The organism is Mycolicibacterium sp. XJ662 (assembly GCF_053484035.1).
Map to the genome: position 1 here is coordinate 123,535 of NZ_JBEFTL010000002.1, position 19,704 is coordinate 143,238.

Consider the following 19,704-nt stretch of genomic DNA (forward strand, 5'->3'; position numbering starts at 1 on the left):
CGGCTCCGTATCCACCCCTGATATGCGCCGAGGTCGAAGTGCACCTCAGAGCAGTTCGAGCAGGAACGGCAGTTCCTGGGGCGCGTACCAGGCCAGGTCGTGGTCCTGGGCGTCGCCGACGACCAAGTCGGCGTCTTCGTCACCGAGGTCCGCGGCGTCGACCGCGTCGATCGCCACGCGCACCGCGTCCTCGGCGTCCGCGTTGTCGACGTAGGCGGCAATGACGTCAGCCAGCCCGACCGGACCTGCCAACCGCACCACCGCGTCGTCGAGATCGGGTCGGGCCGTCACGTCGTCGACCTCGGCGACCAGCACGGCCCGCCGCGGCGGCAGCTCACCGGTCTGATCGCCGAGCAATCTCAGCGACGCCAGCGCCGCCTCGCGCAACGCCACTTCGGCCAGCTCGTCGTCGTCGCCCTGTGAGTAGGCCTCCCGCAGCGTGGGCGTCACCGCAAACGCCGTGCCGCTGCGCGCGTGCAGCATCTCGTCGGCGACGAGCTGCTGCAACATGGCGAGGGTCGCCGGGACGTAGACGCGCACCTGGTGAGGTTATCCGCTGTCGGCCGACGGGTCTTTTTCCACCGAGATGACGAAATCGTCACCGTGCTGGGTGACGCCGGAGATCACGGCGTCGTTGACCGCTTCCATGGCGTAGCGGCGGCGCAGCATCATCGGATCCCTGCGCAGATCCTTGACCAGCGCGACCGCCAACCCGATCATCACCACGACGAACGGCACCGCCGCGATGATCGTGATCGACTGCAGACCGTTGAGGGCGTCGGCGCCGCCGACCAGCAGCATCACGGCGGCGACCGCACCGGTCGCGACACCCCAGAAGATGACAGTGGGCCGGGTCGGTTTGATCGTGCCGCGTTCAGACAGCGAGCCCATCACGACCGATGCGGCGTCGGCCCCGGAGACGAAGAAGATCGCCACCAACACCATCACCAGGATGCTGGTCACCGTCGTCCACGGGAATTGCTCGAGGGTGCCGAACAACTGCTCCTCGAGACTGCCTTGACCGGCCAGGTCGATCCCCGACTGCTGCTCTCTGATCGCGGCGCCGCCCAGGACGCAGAACCACACCAGCGACACCACGCTCGGCACGAACAGCACACCGGCGACGAACTGCCGGATGGTGCGGCCGCGTGAGATGCGGGCGATGAACATGCCGACGAACGGCGTCCAGGAGATCCACCACGCCCAATAGAAGACGGTCCACGACTGCAGCCAGGTGTTGACGGCGGCGCCCTCGGCCCCGGTGCGCGCCGACATCATCGCCAAGTCCTGCAGATAGCTGCCGACCGAGGTGGGCACCAGGTTCAACATGAAGATCGTCGGCCCGACGACGAACAGGAACAGCGCGAGGATCAGCGCCAGCACCATGTTGATGTTGGACAGCCACTGGATGCCTTTGGCCACCCCCGACACCGCCGACAACACGAACCCGCACGTCAGTATCGCGATGATGAGTATCAGCAGCGCGTTGCCGATCTGGCCGATCCCGGTGACGATCTGCAGCCCGCTGCGGATCTGCAGGGCGCCCAGCCCCAGCGAAGCAGCCGATCCGAACAGCGTGGCAAAGATCGCCAGCATGTCGATCACCTTGCCCCAACTACCGTTGGCACGTGAGCCGAGCAGCGGTTCGAACGCCGAGCTGATCAGCTGCAACCGCCCTTTGCGGTAGACGCCGTAGGCGATCGCCAGACCGACAACGGCATAGATCGCCCACGGATGCAGTGTCCAGTGGAACAACGTGGTGGCCATCGCGTTCTGCACGGCCTCGGGGTTGCCTTCCGGGCCGGTGCCCGGCGGCGGGGTCACGAAGTGCGACAGCGGCTCGCTGACGCCGAAGAACATCAGGCCGATGCCCATACCGGCGGAGAACATCATCGCGATCCACGACACGGTGCGGAACTCCGGGCCCTCGTCATCGCGGCCAAGCGGGATGTTGCCGTATCGGCTGACCGCCAGCCACAAGACGAACAGCACGAAGCCGGAGGCCGTGAGCACGAACAGCCAGCCGGTGGTGTTCATCACCCAGCTCAGGGCGCTATCGGAGGCGGTGGCCAGCGATTCGGTGTCCAGAAAACCCCACAGCAAAAAGCTGACCGCGATGACGGCGGTGACGCCGAAGACGACCCAGTCCACGCCCCGCGAGCGACGAAAGGCCGCTGACTCGACGGGCACGTCGAGCGCCGGGTGTGGCAGCACCTCGTCGGTCGGCGACCTCAGCGGTCCGCCGACAGGGTCGGCGGGTTTGCTTCGCTCTGAGCTTGTAGTCATCGCCGAACCATTCGACCGCGTAGCGGCCACGAAATCAAATGCCCTGGTGGCCGACGGTGTTTACTGCGCGGCTTCGCGCAACTCCTCGATCGCCTCGGAAAGCAGCGACGGCAACACGCCGACGTCGCTCATCGCGTCACGATCGGCGTTGATGCCGTAATAGACCATGCCGTTGTAGGACGTCACCCCGATGGCCAGCACCTGGTTGTGCAGCAACGGCGGCACCGCGTAGGTCTCGAGGAGTTTGGCGCCCGCGATGTACATCTGGCTCTGCGCGCCGGGCACGTTGGTGATGAGCAGATTGAACTGCCGCGCCGAGAAACTGGTCGCCACCCGAGTTCCCATGGCGTGCAACGTCGGTGGCGCGAACCCGGACAGCGTGACGATGGTTCTGGCGTCGACCAGGCTGGCCGCGGTCGGATGCGACTCGGTGGCGTGCGCGATCTGCGACAGCCGGATGACCGCGTTGCCCTCGCCCACGGGAAGATCCACCAGAAACGGCGACACCTCGCTGATCGCCTGGCCCGGGCCGGTGGTGTCCAGGTCGGCATCCGGATACACCGACATCGGCGCCATCGCCCGCACCGTGGTGGACGTGGTCACCGGCTCACCGCGCGACATCAACCAGTTGCGCAGCGCACCGGCGACGACCGCGAGCACCACGTCGTTGACGTCGCAGTCGTAGCGGGCCCGCACCAGCCGGTAGTCCTCCAGCTTGCCGCGGGCGACGGTGATGCGCCGGTTGCGTGACACCGTCGTGTTCAGCGGGCTACTCGGCGCGTTACCGCGCGCGACGGTGCGCGCCACGTCGACGAATCGGCGGCCCACCGCTACCCACTGGCCGGCGTTGGTGGCGACGTCGGCCACCGTCGAGCGCACCGTGCGGAGTTGCTCGGCGGGGCGGGTGATCCACTCGCCCACCGCGCCCAGTAGGAGTTGGCGGTCGCTGGGTTCACGCGCCGGGATCCAGATGTCCTCGCCGAACTCGGGCGGTTTCTGTGTGCGGTCGGCGATGACGTGGCCGATCTCCAGCGCCGTCATCCCGTTCACCAGCGCCTGATGGGATTTGGTGTAGATCGCGATGCGGTTTTTGGCCAGCCCCTCGATGAGGTACATCTCCCACAGCGGCCGAGATCTGTCCAACGGCCGCGAGCCCAGCCGGGCGATGAGCTCATGGAGTTGCTCGTCGCTGCCCGGCGACGGCAACGCCGAGCGACGGATGTGGTACGTGATGTCGAAGTCGCGGTCGTCGACCCACACCGGCCGGGCCAACCCCAGCGTCACCTCGCGCACCTTCTGGCGATACCGCGGAATCTGCGGCAGCCGTTGTTCGACCGTCGCGAGCAGCGTTTCATAGCTCAGCCCGCTGCGTGGCCTACGCAGGATCGCCAGCGACCCGACATACATGGGCGTCGAACTGTTCTCGAATTGGAAGAAGGCCGCGTCGGACGCCGACAACCGTGTCACCATCGCGACGCCGCCCCTCCTCTGATGTCTGTGCGGTCAACCGCGAGACGGCCAATGTGGCTTGCCGCGGCGAGTATCGGATGCCCGCAACGTTATCCGGACGTCCGGCCATATCGCATCACTGGTGCGTAGAGCCCTCTGTGAACTGTGCGATCATGGAGGGGTCTGCGACTCTCCCGCCGATGTGTCCTGTTTCGTCGACCGCTGGAGAGCCTGAGGGTGACAACCGCTTCCACACCGTCCGTCGGCGCCCCACCCGCGCTGGTTTCGCCTGTCATCGACTACGAGCCACCACCGGCCGGCCAACCCGCCTGTGTTTCCTCCAGCCGTCAAATGCGGCGTCGCCACCCAACGCGACGGCTACGCGCAACGTCTGGTGCCGAAAGAGGACGGGAAGCCGTCCCGCCGCGCGCCGCGGTCGTCTTCGCCGACGCGGCGTTGCGCCGAGTACTCGAGATCATCGACCGGCGCCGACCCGTCGCGCAGCTTCGCCCGATCCTGGCGCCGGAACTGATCGACATCGTGATCGCCATGGTGAGGTCGCCGCACACCGCCACCCGCCACGACGAACGCCGCACCGCGGCCACGCTGCAGCGGGTCCGGCTGCGCATGGTCGACGACGGCTCAGGCGCCCCGGCCGCCGAGGTGTTCGGTACCTACACCCGCGGACGGAGGGTCCGCGCCCTGGCCGCGCGGATCGCGTTCACGGCCGACCGGTGGCGCATAGTCGCCATTCAGATCGGGTGAGCCGATAGGGTTTTGGGCATGGAGGGAAGCGTCGTCAGTGTGGAGCGCGTCATCCGGGCGCCGGCGGAGTCGATCTTCGCGTTGGTCGCCGACGCCGGCAGGCATTCCAGCTTCGACGGGTCAGGCACCGTCGACCGCGCGACCGGTGAGAAGTCGCAGCCGCTCTCGCTGGGCTCGAAGTTCGGCATGTCGATGCGCAGCCGTCCCGAGTCGCTGTTCCTTCCGTACCGCACCACCAACACCGTCGTCGAGTTCGAGCCCGACCGGCGCATCGCATGGAAGACCACCATGGGACCGGGTGGGCTGATCGGCGGGCGGATCTGGCGCTACGAACTCGAGCCCGTCACCGACGGCACGCTGGTACGCGAAAGCTGGGACATCTCCCAGGACCGGCAACGGCTGATGCTGCGGCTCGGTTCGATGCCGCGGCAGGCCGAGGACGGGATGCGCGCCACGCTGGAGCGCATCGCCGCCCTGGTGGAGCCTTAACGCCTGCGCGATGACTTGGCCGCGCGGGCCTGCTTACGCGCGGCCTCGCGGCGCTCGCGACGGGTTCCCCCGCCGGCCGCATGCCGCGCGCCGCCGCCCCCTCCACCGGAACGCTGCACCTGCGCGGAACCGTCCTCCGACGGTCCGGTGTAGGTCAGCGGCGGTGGGTCGTTGTCGATTCCCTTGGCGCGCAACGCCGCCGGCTGAGCCGGCGCTCCAGCTCCCGTCGGCGCGGGACGTTCCTTGGTGGCGACCGCACCTTCCCCGGTGGCCTTGGCGGCGGCAGCCGCGGCGAACTCGGCCAGCCCGGTCGGCGCGGCGACGGGCGCGACCGCGGGGGCCGGGGCCGCTTCCACCTGAACGTTGAACAGGAAGCCGACCGACTCCTCCTTCAGGCCCTCGAGCATCCCGACGAACATGTCGTAGCCCTCGCGCTGGTATTCGACCAGCGGGTCGCGCTGGGCCATCGCCCGCAGCCCGATGCCCTCCTTGAGGTAGTCCATCTCATAGAGGTGTTCGCGCCATTTGCGGTCGAGCACGTTGAGCAACACGTTGCGCTCGAGTTGGCGCATCGCGCCCTCACCGGCGATCTCCTCGATCTGCTTCTCGCGTTCGCTGTAGGCGCGTTCGGCGTCGGCGATCAACGCGTCCAGCAGTTCCTCGCGGGTCAGCTCGCCGGGTTCCCCGATGGCCTCGGAGTCCAGGAGGTCGTGGTGGTCGATGCCCACCGGGTAGAGCTGACGCAATGCGGTCCACAGCTGCTCGAGATCCCAGTCCTCCGAATAGCCTTCGGCGGTCGCGCCGTCGACGTAAGCGGTGACCACGTCGACCAGCATCTTGTGCGCCTGCTCGGCGAGGTTCTCGCCTTCCAGGATGCGGCGACGCTCGTCGTAGATGACGACGCGCTGCTGGTTCATCACCTCGTCGTACTTGAGGACGTTCTTGCGGACCTCGAAGTTCTGCTGCTCGACCTGGGTCTGCGCGCTCTTGATCGCGCGGGTGACCATCTTGGCCTCGATCGGCACATCGTCGGGCAGGTTCAGCCGGGTGAGCAGGCTTTCCAGCGTCGCGCCGTTGAACCGCCGCATCAGTTCGTCGCCGAGCGACAGGTAGAACCGCGACTCGCCCGGGTCGCCCTGGCGGCCGGAGCGGCCACGCAGCTGGTTGTCGATGCGACGCGATTCGTGGCGTTCGGTGCCGAGCACGTACAGCCCGCCGGCCGCGATGACGTCCTCGGCCTCCTGCGCGGCTTCGGCCTTCATCTGCGGCAGCATCTCGTGCCAGGCCTTCTCGTAGTCCTCCGGCGTCTCCACCGGGTCCAGGCCGCGTTCGCGCAGCCGCTTGTCGGTGAGGAAGTCGGGGTTGCCGCCGAGCACGATGTCGGTGCCGCGGCCGGCCATGTTGGTCGCGACGGTGACCGCGCCGAGCCGGCCGGCCTCGGCGATGATCGACGCTTCCTGCTCGTGATACTTGGCGTTGAGCACGTTGTGCGGGATGCGGCGCTTCTGGAACTGCCGCGACAGGTACTCGGAGCGCTCCACGCTGGTGGTGCCGATCAGCACCGGTTGACCCTTTTCGTAACGCTCGGCCACGTCGTCGACGACCGCGATGTACTTGGCCTCTTCGGTCTTGTAGATCAGGTCGGACTGGTCGGCGCGGACCATCGGCTTGTTGGTCGGGATGGGCACGACGCCGAGCTTGTAGATCTCGTGCAGCTCGGCCGCCTCGGTCTGGGCGGTACCGGTCATGCCGGCGAGCTTGTCGTAGAGCCGGAAGTAGTTCTGCAGCGTGATCGTGGCCAGCGTCTGGTTCTCGGCCTTGATCTCGACGTGCTCCTTGGCCTCGATGGCCTGGTGCATGCCCTCGTTGTAACGGCGGCCGGTGAGCACGCGGCCGGTGAACTCGTCGACGATGACCACTTCGCCGTCGCGCACGATGTAGTCCTTGTCGCGCTGGAACAGCTCCTTGGCCTTGATCGCGTTGTTGAGGTAGCTGACCAGCGGCGAGTTGGCGGCCTCGTAGAGGTTGTCGATGCCGAGCTGGTCCTCGACGAACTCGACGCCGATCTCGTGCACGCCGATCGTGCGCTTCTTGATGTCGACCTCGTAGTGCACGTCCTTTTCCATCAGCGGGGCCAGCCGGGCGAATTCGGTGTACCAGTGCGCCGCGCCGCCGTCGGCCGGGCCGGAGATGATCAGCGGGGTGCGGGCCTCGTCGATGAGGATCGAGTCGACCTCGTCGACGATCGCGTAGTTGTGCCCGCGCTGCACCAGGTCGGCCAGCGAGTGCGCCATGTTGTCACGCAGATAGTCGAACCCGAACTCGTTGTTCGTGCCGTAGGTGATGTCGGCGGCGTAGGACACCCGGCGTTCGTCGGGCGTCAGGCCGGACAGGATGACCCCGACGGACAGCCCGAGGAACCGGTGCACGCGACCCATCCACTCGGCGTCACGTTTGGCGAGGTAGTCGTTGACGGTGACGATGTGCACGCCCTTGCCCGCCAGCGCGTTGAGGTAGGCGGGCAGCACCGCGGTCAGCGTCTTACCTTCACCGGTCTTCATCTCGGCGACGTTGCCGAAGTGCAGCGCCGCACCGCCCATCACCTGGACGTCGAAGTGGCGCTGCCCGAGCACCCGCCACGAGGCCTCCCGCGCGACGGCGAACGCCTCGGGCAGCAGATCGTCGAGGTCAGCGCCGTCGGCGACGCGCTTCTTGAACTCGTCGGTCTTGGCCCGCAGTTCGGCGTCGGACAGCTTCGCGACGTCGTCGGACAGGGTGTTGACATAGTCAGCCACCTTCTTGAGGCGTTTGACCATGCGGCCTTCGCCGAGACGCAGCAACTTATCCAGCACGCGGTATCCCCTGTTGGTCGGAGTTTTGAGCCCTACCCATGTTAGGGGAGATGTGGACGCCGTCGACCGAACTGCGCCGGGCCAGGCAAAACAGCAGGCTCAGGCTAGTCGGATCAACCCGTAGTCGTAGGCGTGGCGACGATATACGACGCATGGCCTATCGCTTTCCTTGTCGTGGAACAGGAAGAAGTCGTGGCCCACGAGCTCCATCTGGGACAGCGCGTCATCGACGGTCATCGGCGTGGCCGGATGCTCCTTGATCCGCACGATGCGGCCGGGCTCGTAACCGTCGACCTGCGCCGGTTCGGGTTCGGAAGTCTTCGGCAGCGGCGGCAGCGGTTGCGCCGCGGTGGCTTCGGCGACCGAGAGCGGCCGCTTGTCGCCGTAGTGGATTTTGCGCCGGTCGTTGGCGCGACGTAGTCGTTCCTCGAGCTTGTCCACCGCGGATTCCATCGCGCCGTAGAAGCTGTCCGCGCAGGCTTCGGCGCGCACGACCGGACCGCGACCGCGCGCGGTGATCTCGACGTGTTGGCAGTTCTTGCGCTGGCGCCGGTTGCGCTCGTGGTCGAGTTCGACGTCGAACAGGTAGATGGTGCGGTCGAGCCGCTCCAGGCGGCGCAGCTTCTCTGATACGTAGACGCGGAAGTGGTCGGGGATCTCGACGTTGCGGCCCTTGAGGACGACCTCGGCGCGGGTTTCGGCGTCGGTCTGCTCGGGCTCGACGACCATCGGTTGTGCTGAATCGACGGATTGGGTTGACATGCTAGGCAACTCGTTTCTCTTCACGTCCGCACGCGGCTGCGTGCCCGGGTTGTCTGGATTCGCGCCGACGTGGCTTGCATGTCTCGCCGCTCGCCGGTGCAAGGTGTCGTCTACTCACCTCCTACCGCTTGGGGCGATGCTGGCGCCTCATGCTGGGCGCCGCCGTGAGCATTCACGGGTGGTTGATGCCGACGGTAGCCGTGTTCACCCGGGAGTGCCACCGATTTGGTCCACGTGTTCACGGTTCGTCACATTCCTTTGATCTGCGGGAAATTGCCACCGACGTCACTGCGTCGCGTTCAGGCGTTGGCGACGGCGAGGACGGCCACGACGCGCGCGGTATCGGCATGCAGGACGCGCACGGACTCGGCGGCGGTGGCGCCGGTGGTCACGATGTCGTCGACGAGCACCACCTCGCCCGCGACGGCGCGCACGGCCTTCACCCGCCCGGCGATGTTGCGTTCGCGGTCGGCGCCGGACAAGCCGACGGAGTCGACGACGAACGCTCGGGTCCGCAACGCCTCGGTGACGGTGATCCCCGACGATTGCGCCGTCGCGGCCCGTGCCATCCGGGCGACCGGGTCACCGCCGCGGCGGCGGGCCGCCCACCGCCGGGTCGGCGCGGGCACCACGGTCACCGGGGTGTCGACGACGCCCCAGGTGAGCAGCCGCAGGAGCCCCGTGCGCAGCGCGGCGGCGAGCGGGGCGATGAGATCGGCTCGGCCGTGTTCCTTGACCGCGACGATGGCCTCCCGGCGTGCGCCCGCGTAGCGGCCCAGCGAGAACACCGGCACGCCGGGATCCAGCCGCGGCGTGATCAGGTGCGGTTGGTCGGCTTTGACCTGCAGCGCGTTGGCGCATATGTCGCACCACCGCGTCGAGGGCGTACCGCAGCCGCCGCACTGCAGCGGTAGCACCAGATCGAGCATGTCGCAAGTGTGGCGGCGAGGGCTGACACGCTCGCCGAATGTGGGGTCGTGTCACGCCCCGAAGACATATTGCGGGCGGGTAACCCACGTTCGGCGGGACGCCGAGGTCAGCCCGGCAGCACCGGCTCGGCGCCGGGCACCATCAGCGGTCCAACGTCGGCCCATGCCAGGTTGTTCTCCCCCGCCGTTCCGACCAGCTGGTGCACACCGCGTCCGTCGGCCACATACACCGACGACGGGCTGGCCGCGACGGTGGTGACCGGCAGGACCAGGTTGTCGCTCGGCCCGTCGGAGTTCACGCCGTCGAGGTTCACGTAGGAGACCGGATGTTGCGGGTCGGTGCGGGTGACGACGATGTCGTCGCCGGTGCGCCACGACAACGACACCACGGTGTCGCCGAGCCCGAAGCCCAGCCGGCGCGGATAGGTCAGCGCGTAGCCGCCGTCGGCGGTCTGCTCGACGCCGGCCAGGATCACCCGGCCTTCGACGACCATGGCGGCGCGGGTGCCGTCGCGCGACAGCTGCAGCTCGGTGATGGCGCCGGGGAACCTCGTCGACACCTGGGTGGAGGCCACGGGGATGCGGGCCGGCTGCCCCGAGGGGTCCTGGATGACGCGGATGATCGTGTTCTCGTCGACCACCACCCATATCGCGTTGTCCAGCGACCAGCTGGGTCGTGTCAGGCTTCGGGCGTCCAGCAGCGGCGACGCGTTGCCGCCGAGCGGGCCCACCCACAGCGACGACGCCATGTCCGGCGCGCCTGGCCGCAAAGTGACGACCGACGCGACGTCCTGCCCGCTGCGCGAGACCGCTGCCCCGGTCTGGTTCGGCATCTGCCCGAAGGAACCGGGCACCGGCGGGGCGCGTTGACCGGCGAGCGCCACCAACGACCCGCCGACCAACGCATGCAGGCCCGCCGCCGCCCCGGACGCGGCACCGGGATCGGTGGCCGCGACGTCCGTGGTTTCCCAGCCGTCGACGAACCGGTCGTCCAGCGCGGCGCCGTCGGCGTTGATCACGTACGGGCCGTTGATGCCGGCCCGCGACAGCGTCCAAATGATCTGCGCGGCAAGCAGTTGGCGACTGTGCGGGTCGGTGGTCGACAGGTTCTCCAGATCGATCCGCGCACCACCGTAGCCGCGGCCGACGCCGGTTTTGCCGCCGTCGGCGCGGGTCACCGGGCCGCGCAGTTTCAGCGGCGGGCCGAGCAGGTTGCGCACAGTGTTCGACATCTCCGGACGCGGTCCGGCGATCAGCTTGCTGACCAGTTCGGTGGCCAGCTGATCGGGGTCGGACACCGCGACGTAGCGCGGATCGGGCACCACCGTGGTTCCGGTCGGGTCGGCGAAGTACAGCGTGTAGCGCTTGTAGGTGGCCTGAAACTGTTGCCAGTCAAGGAAAACACCGTTCGGCAGCTTGTCGATGCGCCAGCCGTCCGGAGTCTTGATCAGCTCGATGGGGCCGGGGTCGGGCAGCGCACCCTCACCCGTCTCGAAAACCCCCATGTCCGACAGCGATCCGAGGATATCGGCGCGCATGGTCACCGAAACCCGTTCGGGGCCACGGGTCTCGACGAACACCACGTTGTCGATCAGCAGGGCGCTGCCGGCGTCATCCCAACCGCGCGAAGCGGATTCGGTGAGGAACTGGCGCGCTGCCAGATGCCGGTTGGCGGGATCGGCGGTGGCCTTGAGGAACTCACGCAGCAGAACGTCGGGGTCCATACCGGGGGTGGGTTTGGGCAGGCTCGGCGGGGCGGGCCGGTCGACGGTGCCGATGGCCTGGGGCGCAGAGGAACTCGGCACTCCCGCGCAACCCGTCAACGCCAAGACCAGCAGCCACACGGCCGCCAGCGCGCGTCTCACACCTTCTCCTGTGCCGGTTGATGATCCCGGGTACTGGGCGGCGGGCTTTCGGGCTCAACGGGTTTCATCGGCAGCGGGCTGGTAGTCACCTTGTGTCCCCGCACCAGCGGCAGCGTGAGCCGGAAGCAGGCACCGTTGCCGGGTTCGCCCCACGCCTCCAGCCGGCCCTGGTGCAGCCGGGCGTCTTCGATGCTGATCGCCAGCCCGAGGCCGGTTCCGCCGGAGCGCCGCACCCGGGAGGGATCCGAACGCCAGAACCGGCTGAACACCAGCTTCTCCTCGCCCTGGCGCAGGCCGACACCGAAGTCGCGAACGGTGACCGCGACGGTGTCCTCGTCGGCGGCCATCCTGATCCGCACCGGTTTGTGCTCGGCGTGGTCGATCGCGTTGGCGATGAGGTTGCGCAGGATGCGTTCCACCCGCCGCGGGTCGACTTCGGCGATCACCTCACCGGTCGGCATGTCGACGATGAGCTCGATACCGGCGTCGGCGGCGAGGTGGCCGACGTTGTCCAACGCGCTTTGCACCGTGGAGCGCAGGTCCAGCGACTCGACCGACAGTTCGGCCACGCCGGCGTCGTGCCGCGAGATCTCCAGCAGGTCGTTGAGCAGAGTTTCGAACCGGTCCAACTCGTTGACCATCAACTCGATCGAGCGCCGCAACGACGGATCGAGGTCGTCGCTGTGGTCGTGGATCAGATCGGCGGCCATCCGCACCGTCGTCAACGGGGTACGCAACTCGTGGCTGACGTCGGAGGTGAACCGCCGCTGCAGGTTGCCGAACTCCTCCAGTTGGGTGATCTGGCGAGACAGGCTTTCGGCCATGTCGTTGAACGACACCGCCAGCCGGGCCATGTCGTCCTCGCCGCGCACCGGCATCCGTTCGGTGAGATGTCCCTCGGCGAACCGCTCGGCGATCCGCGACGCCGACCGCACCGGAAGCACGATCTGGCGGGCCACCACCAGGGCAATCACGGCCAGCAGACCGAGCAGCACGACTCCGCCGGTGGCCATCGTGCCCCGCACCAGCGCGATGGTGGACTCCTCGTTGTTCAGCGGAAAGATCAGGTACAGCTCGAGGTTGGCCACCGGCGACGACGTCGGGGTGCCGATGATCAGCGCGGGCCCGGAGAACGTGTCGGTGTGCACCGTGGCGTACTGGTAGCTGACCTGCCCGGCCTTGACGAACTCCCGCAGCGCGTCGGGCACCTGCTGCACCGGGCCGGCCGCCGTCGCCGCACGGGGCCCGTCGCCAGGCACCACCAGCACGGCGTCGAAGGCGCCGGCGAGCCCCGGACCGGTGTCCGCGGTCCGGTCGATCAGCGTGTTGCGGGCCAACTGCAGGCTGCTGTCCAGCGAGCGGGTCTCCTCACCGCCGACGATGCCGCTCACGGTGCTGCGGGCACGATCGATCTCCTCGGTGCCCGCACGCACTTTGACCTCGAGGATGCGGTCAGTGATTTGGCTGGTCAGCACGAAACCCAACACCAGAATGACGGCCAGCGACAACCCGAGCGTCAGGGTCACCACGCGCAGCTGCAACGAACGGCGCCACGCCAATCCCAGCGCACGACCCAGCGCCGCGACCCCACGAACCAGCGGCGCCGACGGCCCCCAGCGTCCGCGAATGCGCCGCCTGGAGCTAAAGATCATGGCGACCGCCGAGCGGTGAAAATCACGGCGACCGCCGAGCGGTCAAGATCACGGGGGTCCGGCCTTGTACCCCACTCCTCGAACGGTCAACACCACTTGCGGGTTCTCCGGGTCCTTCTCGACCTTGGCCCGCAAGCGTTGGACATGCACGTTCACCAAACGGGTGTCGGCGGGGTGCCGGTAACCCCACACCTGTTCGAGCAGCACATCTCGAGTAAACACCTGGCGTGGTTTACGCGCCAACGCCACCAACAGGTCGAACTCCAGCGGCGTCAGCGAGATCTGCTCGCCAAGGCGGGTGACCTTGTGGGCAGGCACATCGATGTCCACATCGCCGATCGAGAGCATCTCGGCGGGCTCATCCTCGTTGCGGCGCAACCGCGCCCGCACCCGGGCGACGAGCTCCTTGGGTTTGAAGGGTTTCATGACGTAGTCGTCGGCACCCGACTCCAAGCCGAGCACCACGTCGACGGTGTCCGTCTTGGCCGTCAGCATCACGATCGGCACACCGGAGTCGGCACGCAGCACCCGGCACACGTCGATACCGTTCATACCGGGCAGCATCAAGTCGAGCAGCACCAGGTCGGGCCGCAGTTCACGGACCGCGGTGAGCGCCTGCGTGCCGTCACCGATGACCGCGGTGTCGAATCCCTCTCCGCGCAGCACGATGGTGAGCATCTCGGCCAGCGACGGATCGTCGTCGACAACCAGAATCCTTTGCCTCATGTTGTCCATGGTGTCACCAAATCGCGATAAAGCCCGGGTACCACGCGGGCGTTTTGCGCGTTGACCGGTCCGAATTGATCACTGAGCGAGCAGAGTGCGGGCCAGTTCGCCCGGTTCCACGTCGGGACCGGCCACCAGCCACCGCCCGCACCAGCCGGCCGCGGCGAGTTCGGCGTAGGCCTGCGCCGTGCGCCGTTGCAGCCCGTCGTCGCGCTCATAGGCGTCTTTTGCGCGGTCGGCCTCCTGGCGGGCGCGGTTGTCGGCGCGTTCGGCGGCCAGTTCGGTCGGCACGGCCAGCAGTACCTGCCAGTCCGGCGCCGGCAACCCGAGCCGCCCGTATTCGAGCTCGCGCACCCATGCGACCACGTCGCCGTGGACGCCCTGGTGCAGCCGCGCGGCGCTGTAGGCGGCGTTGGACGCGACATAGCGGTCCAGGATGACGACGTCGTGGGCGGCGGTCAGCTCGGCGATCTCGGCGCGGGCGGCCGCCCGGTCCAACGCGAACAACACCGCCATCGCGTAGGCCGATTCGGCGAGGTCACCGTGGCCGCCGTGCAGCGCCTCGGCAGCCAGGTCGGCTTCCACCGATCGGCCGTAGCGGGGAAAGTCGAGGCTGGCGACCGTCTTGCCCGCGCCCTCGAACGCGGTACGCAGCCCGTTGGTCAAGGTGCGTTTGCCCGCACCGTCGACACCCTCGATCACGATGATCACGCGGCTGAGCGTATCGGCCAGCCGCGCGCGATGATTTTGGTCGCCACCTCAGGTCTATTTCATCGCACCCATCGACCCCAGAGAGAGGACCCGATGACGACACATGCGGTCGGAACGCGCCAACAGTGGCGGGCAGCCTACGAACGGCAGCTGGCCAATGAAAAGGAGCTGACGCGGCGCGGCGCCGAGCTGGCCGCCGAACGTCAGGCACTGCCCTGGGTGCCGGTCGACAAGCAGTACGTGTTCGACACGACGGCGGGTCCGCGCACGCTTGCCGAACTGTTCGACGGGCGCTCCCAGCTGATCGTGCGGCACTTTATGCACGGGCCGAAAACTCCCGAGGGCTGTCCGGGCTGCACGTTCGAAACCGACAACCTTGTCGGCGCGGTGCCGCACTTGGCCCAGCGGGACGTGACCTTTCTGCTGTCGTCGCGCTCGCCACTGCCGGTGCTGACCGCGTACAAACGGCGGATGGGCTGGGACGTGGAGTGGGTGTCGTCGGGCGCCAACGACTTCGACGCCGACTTCTTCGAGTACATGCACGTCCCGACGCCGCGGCGCGACCCGGGTCCCGGCGGCGCCAGCATGCTCGATGTCATGGAGCTGATGGCGCTGAGTTGTTTCGCGCTGGAGGACGGGGTGGTCTATCACACGTATTCGACCTACGACCGCGGCACCGAAGCGCTGAACGCGACGTGGCAACTGCTGGACCGGGCGCCCAGGGGCCGCGGCACGGATTTCTCCGACTGGCCGCGCAGACGCGACGAGTACCCCACCTAGCAATCCTTCCGAGCGCCTGCGGGTTTCCTGTGAAAAGCCTTCGCAGCACACGCATCTCCATCGGTTGCGCCTCAAACTGACACCTGCGCCCAACCCGAGGAGATCACCCGATGCCCAATAACCGCATAACCCGACTGTCGTTCGCGATACTCGCCGGCGCTGCCGGTGGCATCGCGCTGCTCGGCCTTTCGCCGTTCGCCGACGCCGCCCCCGACCCCGCGGCCAACCCGCCCAACTGTTCCAGCGCCGACCTCCAGTGGGTCCAAGCCGGTGTCGACGCGTCGACCTCGGCATATCTGTTCACCCATCCCGACCTGAACGGCTTCATGAGCGGTCTGGCGGGCCTTTCGCGCGAACAGGTCGCCGAACACGTAATGGGTTATCTGGCAGACCATCCCGTGGAGAAGGCGGAGATGACCGGCATCCGCCGGCCGCTGCAGGACCTCAAGAACCGCTGCGGCGCGCCGTCGACTCCGTAGGGTCAGCCATCGGCGCCGTTCAGCAGTCGCCGCAGCACGTAGTGCATGATGCCGCCGTGGCGGTAGTAGTCGGCTTCACCCGGGGTGTCGATGCGCAGCACGGCGTCGAACTCCACATCGCCCGCACGCACGTGCACGGTGTCGGGAATCCCATCCGACAACGCCGTCACACCGGTGATGTCGAACGTCTCCTCGCCGGTCAGCTTCAACGAGTCGGCGTTCTGGCCCGCCGGGAACTGCAGCGGAAGTACGCCCATGCCAATGAGATTCGAGCGGTGGATGCGCTCGTAGGATTCGGCGATCACCGCCCGCACACCCAGCAGCAGCGTGCCCTTGGCCGCCCAGTCGCGGGACGAACCGGAGCCGTACTCCTGACCTGCCAGGATCACCAACGGCGTCCCGGCCGCCGCGTAGTTCACCGACGCGTCGTAGATCGTGGTGACCGGCCCGTCCGGTTGGCTGAAGTCGCGGGTCCAGCCGCCCTCGGTATCGGGTGCCAACTGGTTGCGTAGCCGGATATTGGCGAACGTGCCCCGGATCATCACCTCGTGGTTGCCGCGTCGCGACCCGTACGAGTTGAAGTCCTTGCGTTCGATTCCGTGCTCCGACAAGTACTTTCCGGCCGGAGAGTCGGGGCTGATGGACCCCGCCGGGCTGATGTGGTCGGTGGTGACCGAGTCACCGAGCTTGGCCAGCACCCGGGCGCCGGTGATATCGGCCACCGGTTGAGGCTCGACGGTCATGTCCTCGAAGTACGGCGGTTGGCGCACATAGGTCGATTCGGGCGCCCACTGGAACGTGTCACCGCTCGGGACGTCGAGGTTGCGCCAACGCTCGTCGCCGGTGAACACGTCGCTGTAGGACTTCGTGAACATCTCGGCCTTCAGATGCGCGCCGACGACGTCGGCGATCTCGGCCTCGGTGGGCCAGATGTCGCGCAGGTAAACCGGCTGCCCGTCGGTGCCGGTGCCCAACGGATCCTCCAACAGATCCACGTGCAGGCTGCCCGCCAACGCATAGGCAACCACGAGCGGCGGCGAGGCAAGGAAGTTCATCTTGCACTCGGGATGGATGCGGCCCTCGAAGTTCCGGTTGCCCGACAACACCGAGCACACCGTCAGGTCGTTGTCGGTGACGGCCTTGCTCACCTCGGGGATCAGCGGCCCGGAGTTACCGATGCAGGTGGTGCAGCCGTAGCCGACCAGATTGAACCCGAGTTTGTCCAGATACGTTGTGAGACCGGCCTTGTCGTAGTAGTCGGTGACAAGTCGCGAACCCGGCGCCAACGAGGTCTTCACCCAGGGTTTGCGGCTCAGCCCCCGTTCGACGGCCTTCTTGGCCAGCAGCGCCGCGCCCACCATCACCGACGGGTTGGAGGTGTTGGTGCAGGAGGTGATCGCTGCGATCACCACGTGCCCGTTGTCCAACTCGGCGCGGTTACCGTCGGCGAGCTCGACCGACACCGGGGCGGACGGCCATTCGTTATCGGTGCCGAAGTCGCGTGGTTTACGCGGCTGGTCGGACGGTGAGTTCGTGCGGACCGCGATGGGGTCGCTGGCCGGGAACGACAGCGCGGAGGCCCGGTCGACGCCGCTGAGCGCTTCGGCGGTGGTCGGCGTACCGGCCAGCAACGAGGCCACCGCATCCGGTGCGACTCGCAGCGGAATGCGTTCCTGCGGCCGCTTGGGACCTGCGATCGAGGGTTCGACCGTGCTGAGGTCCAGCTCGATCGCTTGCGAATACGCCGGTTCGTGGTCGGGGTCGTGCCACAGCCCTTGTTCCTTGGCGTACGCCTCCACCAGCCGGATCTGCGATTCCGAGCGGCCGGTCAACCGCATGTAGTCCAAGGTGACGCCGTCGACGGGAAAGATCGTGGCGGTCGAGCCGTACTCCGGGCTCATGTTGCCGATCGTGGCCCGGTTGGCCAGCGGCACGTTGGCCACACCTGGCCCGTAGAGGTCGACGAACTTACCGACCACCCCGGTGCGCCGCAGCAACTCGGCCACGGTGAGTACCAGGTCCGTAGCGGTGGTGCCGGGTTGCAGCTCACCGGTGAGCTTCAACCCGACGACTTGCGGGATGAGCATGCTCATCGGCTGGCCGAGCATCGCCGCCTCGGCCTCGATACCGCCGACGCCCCAACCGAGCACCCCGAGACCGTTGACCATCGGTGTATGAGAGTCGGTGCCCACCAACGTATCTGGGTAGGCGACCGGGCCGTCGTCGCCCTCCCCGGTGAACACCACCCGTGCCAGGTATTCCAAGTTCACCTGGTGGCAGATCCCCGTGTTGGGCGGTACGACGGAAAAGTCGGCGAAAGCCTGCTGCGCCCAGCGCAGCAGTTGATAGCGCTCTTCGTTGCGCTCGAACTCCAGCTCCGCGTTGATCTGGAACGCATCGGGGCGGCCGAACACGTCGGCGATCACCGAGTGGTCGATGACCAACTCCGTGGGGCACAACGGGTTGATGCGTTGTGTGTCGCCGCCGAGGTCGGCGATGGCGTCGCGCATGGCGACCAGGTCGACCACACACGGCACCCCGGTGAAGTCCTGCATCAGCACCCGCGCAGGGGTGTAGGCGATTTCGCGACCGTGTTCGGCCGTCGGGTCCCACGCTGCCAGCGCGTTGATCTGCTCGTCGGTCACCAACCGGCCGTCCTCGTTGCGCAGCAGGTTTTCCAGCAGCACCTTCAGGCTGTACGGCAGACGTTCCGAACCTTCGATGCGATCGAGTCGATAGATCGTGTACGTGCTGTCGTCCACGGTGAGACGATCCCGGGTTCCGAAACTGTCGGCAGACATGGCGCTCCCCTATCCAGAGACGGCGTGTGCCCTCAACGTATCCCTTGTCGTAGGACCAAAACCACCTATCGGCGCGGGCCGTTTCGCCGCCGACTGACTCACCGTCGTTTGGGCGCGGTCACGCGGTAGAGGCGGCACGCCCCAGTGTGTCGCCCGGTGATGTGAGGTCGAGGGCGAACCGGTCGAGAAGCGCGACGAGGTCTCGCCGGTCGCTCTCGGGCCAGTGCGCCAGCGCGCGCGAGATGACGGCGGTGCCTTCGACGTCCATGCGCTGACAGGTCCGGCGCCCCTTGGCGGTCACGGTGAGCAGTACGGCGCGCTGGTCGACCGGATCCGGCCGACGGCGGATGAGGTCACGCTGTTCGAGTCGGCGCACCTGCGAAGACATCGTGGACTTGTCGACGCCCTGCCACTGCGCGAGGTCCGAGATCCGCACCGGACCGTTGGCCGAGATGGCGCGAAGCAGGTCCACGTCAATCGGCGACAGATCTTGCCCTGCCCGCCCGAGCAGCATCGCGCGGGTGTCGGGGCGGTTGGACCACCGCGCGATCCGTCTGATCGCCTCGTAGACGACTCGGTCTCCCGACTCCTCCATGAACATCCTCCTCGCTATTGGTTGGTATACCCAGATCAAGTTGTTATAGTTGGATAGTACCAACCAACTAATGCAGAAAAGGAGCAAAGTGACTACCACCTTTGACAGCCGCCCGCTCGAGTCGATGGTGCTGGGCGTGTACCCGACCTACGAAGAGGCCCAACGCGTCGTGGACGGACTGTCGGATGCAGATTTTCCGGTCGAGCAGGTGCGCATCGTCGGACACGGCATTGACAGCGTCGAACAAGTGACCGGGCGGATGACCAACGGCAAGGCCGCGCTGCTCGGCGCCGGCGCAGGCGCCGCAGTCGGTCTCCTGTTCGGCATGTTGTTCAGCCTCTTTGTCCTCGTCCCGGCCGGCGTGCTGCTGACGCTGTTGGGCAGCAGTTTCATCGGCGCGTTCTTTGGTGCGGTGCTCGGCTTCATCGCCCACTGGACCTCTGGCGGACTTCGCGACTTCTCCAGCATCTCCGGCCTTGTCGCCAAGAGTTACACCGTGCAGGTGGACGCCCCGTACTTCGGCGAAGCCGTCCGCATCGCCGACGAGCTCTGACGGCTATCGC

At 67.3% G+C, this 19,704-nt stretch carries 17 protein-coding genes; 5 read left to right on the forward strand and 12 right to left on the reverse strand.

Going from position 1 to position 19,704, the window contains the following annotated elements; translation table 11 throughout:
• Positions 1-45 precede the first annotated feature (45 nt).
• Genes ABQE93_RS07865 through ABQE93_RS07875 form a run of 3 tightly spaced genes read right to left on the reverse strand, consistent with a single transcriptional unit; the run spans position 46 to position 3,756 of the window.
• Positions 46-540: a DUF6912 family protein gene (locus ABQE93_RS07865; protein WP_448407094.1), complete on the reverse strand. Its 495-nt coding sequence runs from the start codon at positions 538-540 to the stop codon at positions 46-48.
• A 9-nt stretch (positions 541-549) separates the two neighbouring features.
• Complete coding sequence (locus ABQE93_RS07870) at positions 550-2,286, reverse strand: BCCT family transporter (RefSeq protein ID WP_448407093.1); 1,737 nt, start codon at positions 2,284-2,286, stop codon at positions 550-552.
• A 60-nt stretch (positions 2,287-2,346) separates the two neighbouring features.
• Positions 2,347-3,756, reverse strand: a complete 1,410-nt coding sequence (locus ABQE93_RS07875; protein ID WP_448407092.1) for a WS/DGAT/MGAT family O-acyltransferase — start codon at positions 3,754-3,756, stop codon at positions 2,347-2,349.
• 216 nt (positions 3,757-3,972) lie between these two features.
• On the opposite strand from ABQE93_RS07875, the gene ABQE93_RS07880 reads away from it, so the two are divergent.
• Both ABQE93_RS07880 and ABQE93_RS07885 read left to right on the forward strand, forming a co-directional pair.
• On the forward strand, positions 3,973-4,500 hold the full coding sequence (locus tag ABQE93_RS07880; protein ID WP_448407091.1) for an Rv3235 family protein: 528 nt from the start codon (positions 3,973-3,975) through the stop codon (positions 4,498-4,500).
• 18 nt (positions 4,501-4,518) lie between these two features.
• On the forward strand, positions 4,519-4,989 hold the full coding sequence (locus ABQE93_RS07885; RefSeq protein ID WP_448407090.1) for an SRPBCC family protein: 471 nt from the start codon (positions 4,519-4,521) through the stop codon (positions 4,987-4,989).
• Here ABQE93_RS07885 and secA read toward each other — a convergent pair.
• The 7 genes from secA to ABQE93_RS07920 form a co-directional block, all read right to left on the reverse strand.
• Positions 4,986-7,841: a preprotein translocase subunit SecA gene (secA, locus tag ABQE93_RS07890; protein WP_448407089.1), complete on the reverse strand. Its 2,856-nt coding sequence runs from the start codon at positions 7,839-7,841 to the stop codon at positions 4,986-4,988. The genes ABQE93_RS07885 and secA overlap by 4 nt on opposite strands.
• A gap of 99 nt (positions 7,842-7,940) precedes the next feature.
• Entirely contained in the window at positions 7,941-8,603 is a 663-nt protein-coding gene (gene hpf / locus ABQE93_RS07895) for a ribosome hibernation-promoting factor, HPF/YfiA family (RefSeq protein WP_448407088.1), read from the reverse strand.
• Between the two features lie 299 nt (positions 8,604-8,902).
• The gene (locus tag ABQE93_RS07900; RefSeq protein ID WP_448407087.1) at positions 8,903-9,532 is read right to left on the reverse strand and encodes a ComF family protein; all 630 of its coding nucleotides are present in this window, start codon (positions 9,530-9,532) and stop codon (positions 8,903-8,905) included.
• A 107-nt stretch (positions 9,533-9,639) separates the two neighbouring features.
• Positions 9,640-11,397, reverse strand: coding sequence for an MtrAB system accessory lipoprotein LpqB (lpqB, locus tag ABQE93_RS07905; RefSeq protein ID WP_448407086.1), 1,758 nt, complete (start codon positions 11,395-11,397; stop codon positions 9,640-9,642).
• Positions 11,394-13,049 carry an MtrAB system histidine kinase MtrB gene (gene mtrB / locus ABQE93_RS07910; protein WP_448407085.1) on the reverse strand — a complete coding sequence of 552 codons (1,656 nt, stop codon included), beginning with the start codon at positions 13,047-13,049 and terminating at the stop codon, positions 11,394-11,396. The genes lpqB and mtrB overlap by 4 nt, the downstream gene beginning before the upstream one ends.
• Positions 13,050-13,097: 48 nt before the next feature.
• Positions 13,098-13,784, reverse strand: coding sequence for a two-component system response regulator MtrA (gene mtrA, locus ABQE93_RS07915; protein ID WP_448393113.1), 687 nt, complete (start codon positions 13,782-13,784; stop codon positions 13,098-13,100).
• A 69-nt stretch (positions 13,785-13,853) separates the two neighbouring features.
• Positions 13,854-14,486, reverse strand: coding sequence for a dTMP kinase (locus ABQE93_RS07920; protein WP_448407084.1), 633 nt, complete (start codon positions 14,484-14,486; stop codon positions 13,854-13,856).
• A gap of 93 nt (positions 14,487-14,579) precedes the next feature.
• Between ABQE93_RS07920 and ABQE93_RS07925 the strand changes: the two genes are divergently transcribed.
• Both ABQE93_RS07925 and ABQE93_RS07930 read left to right on the forward strand, forming a co-directional pair.
• Entirely contained in the window at positions 14,580-15,266 is a 687-nt protein-coding gene (locus ABQE93_RS07925) for a DUF899 domain-containing protein (protein ID WP_448407083.1), read from the forward strand.
• Between the two features lie 110 nt (positions 15,267-15,376).
• Positions 15,377-15,745 (forward strand): heme-binding protein, encoded by a 369-nt coding sequence (locus ABQE93_RS07930; RefSeq protein WP_448407082.1) that lies wholly within the window; start codon positions 15,377-15,379, stop codon positions 15,743-15,745.
• A 2-nt stretch (positions 15,746-15,747) separates the two neighbouring features.
• On the opposite strand, the gene acnA is transcribed toward ABQE93_RS07930, so the two are convergent.
• A complete protein-coding gene (gene acnA, locus ABQE93_RS07935; RefSeq protein ID WP_448407081.1) occupies positions 15,748-18,546 on the reverse strand; it encodes an aconitate hydratase in 2,799 nt (932 codons plus the stop codon).
• Between the two features lie 118 nt (positions 18,547-18,664).
• Positions 18,665-19,141 (reverse strand): MarR family winged helix-turn-helix transcriptional regulator, encoded by a 477-nt coding sequence (locus tag ABQE93_RS07940; protein WP_448407080.1) that lies wholly within the window; start codon positions 19,139-19,141, stop codon positions 18,665-18,667.
• 88 nt (positions 19,142-19,229) lie between these two features.
• Here ABQE93_RS07940 and ABQE93_RS07945 point away from each other — a divergent pair, with 88 nt between their 5' ends.
• Positions 19,230-19,694 (forward strand): YflT domain-containing protein, encoded by a 465-nt coding sequence (locus ABQE93_RS07945; protein ID WP_448407079.1) that lies wholly within the window; start codon positions 19,230-19,232, stop codon positions 19,692-19,694.
• The last annotated feature ends 10 nt before the right edge of the window (positions 19,695-19,704 follow it).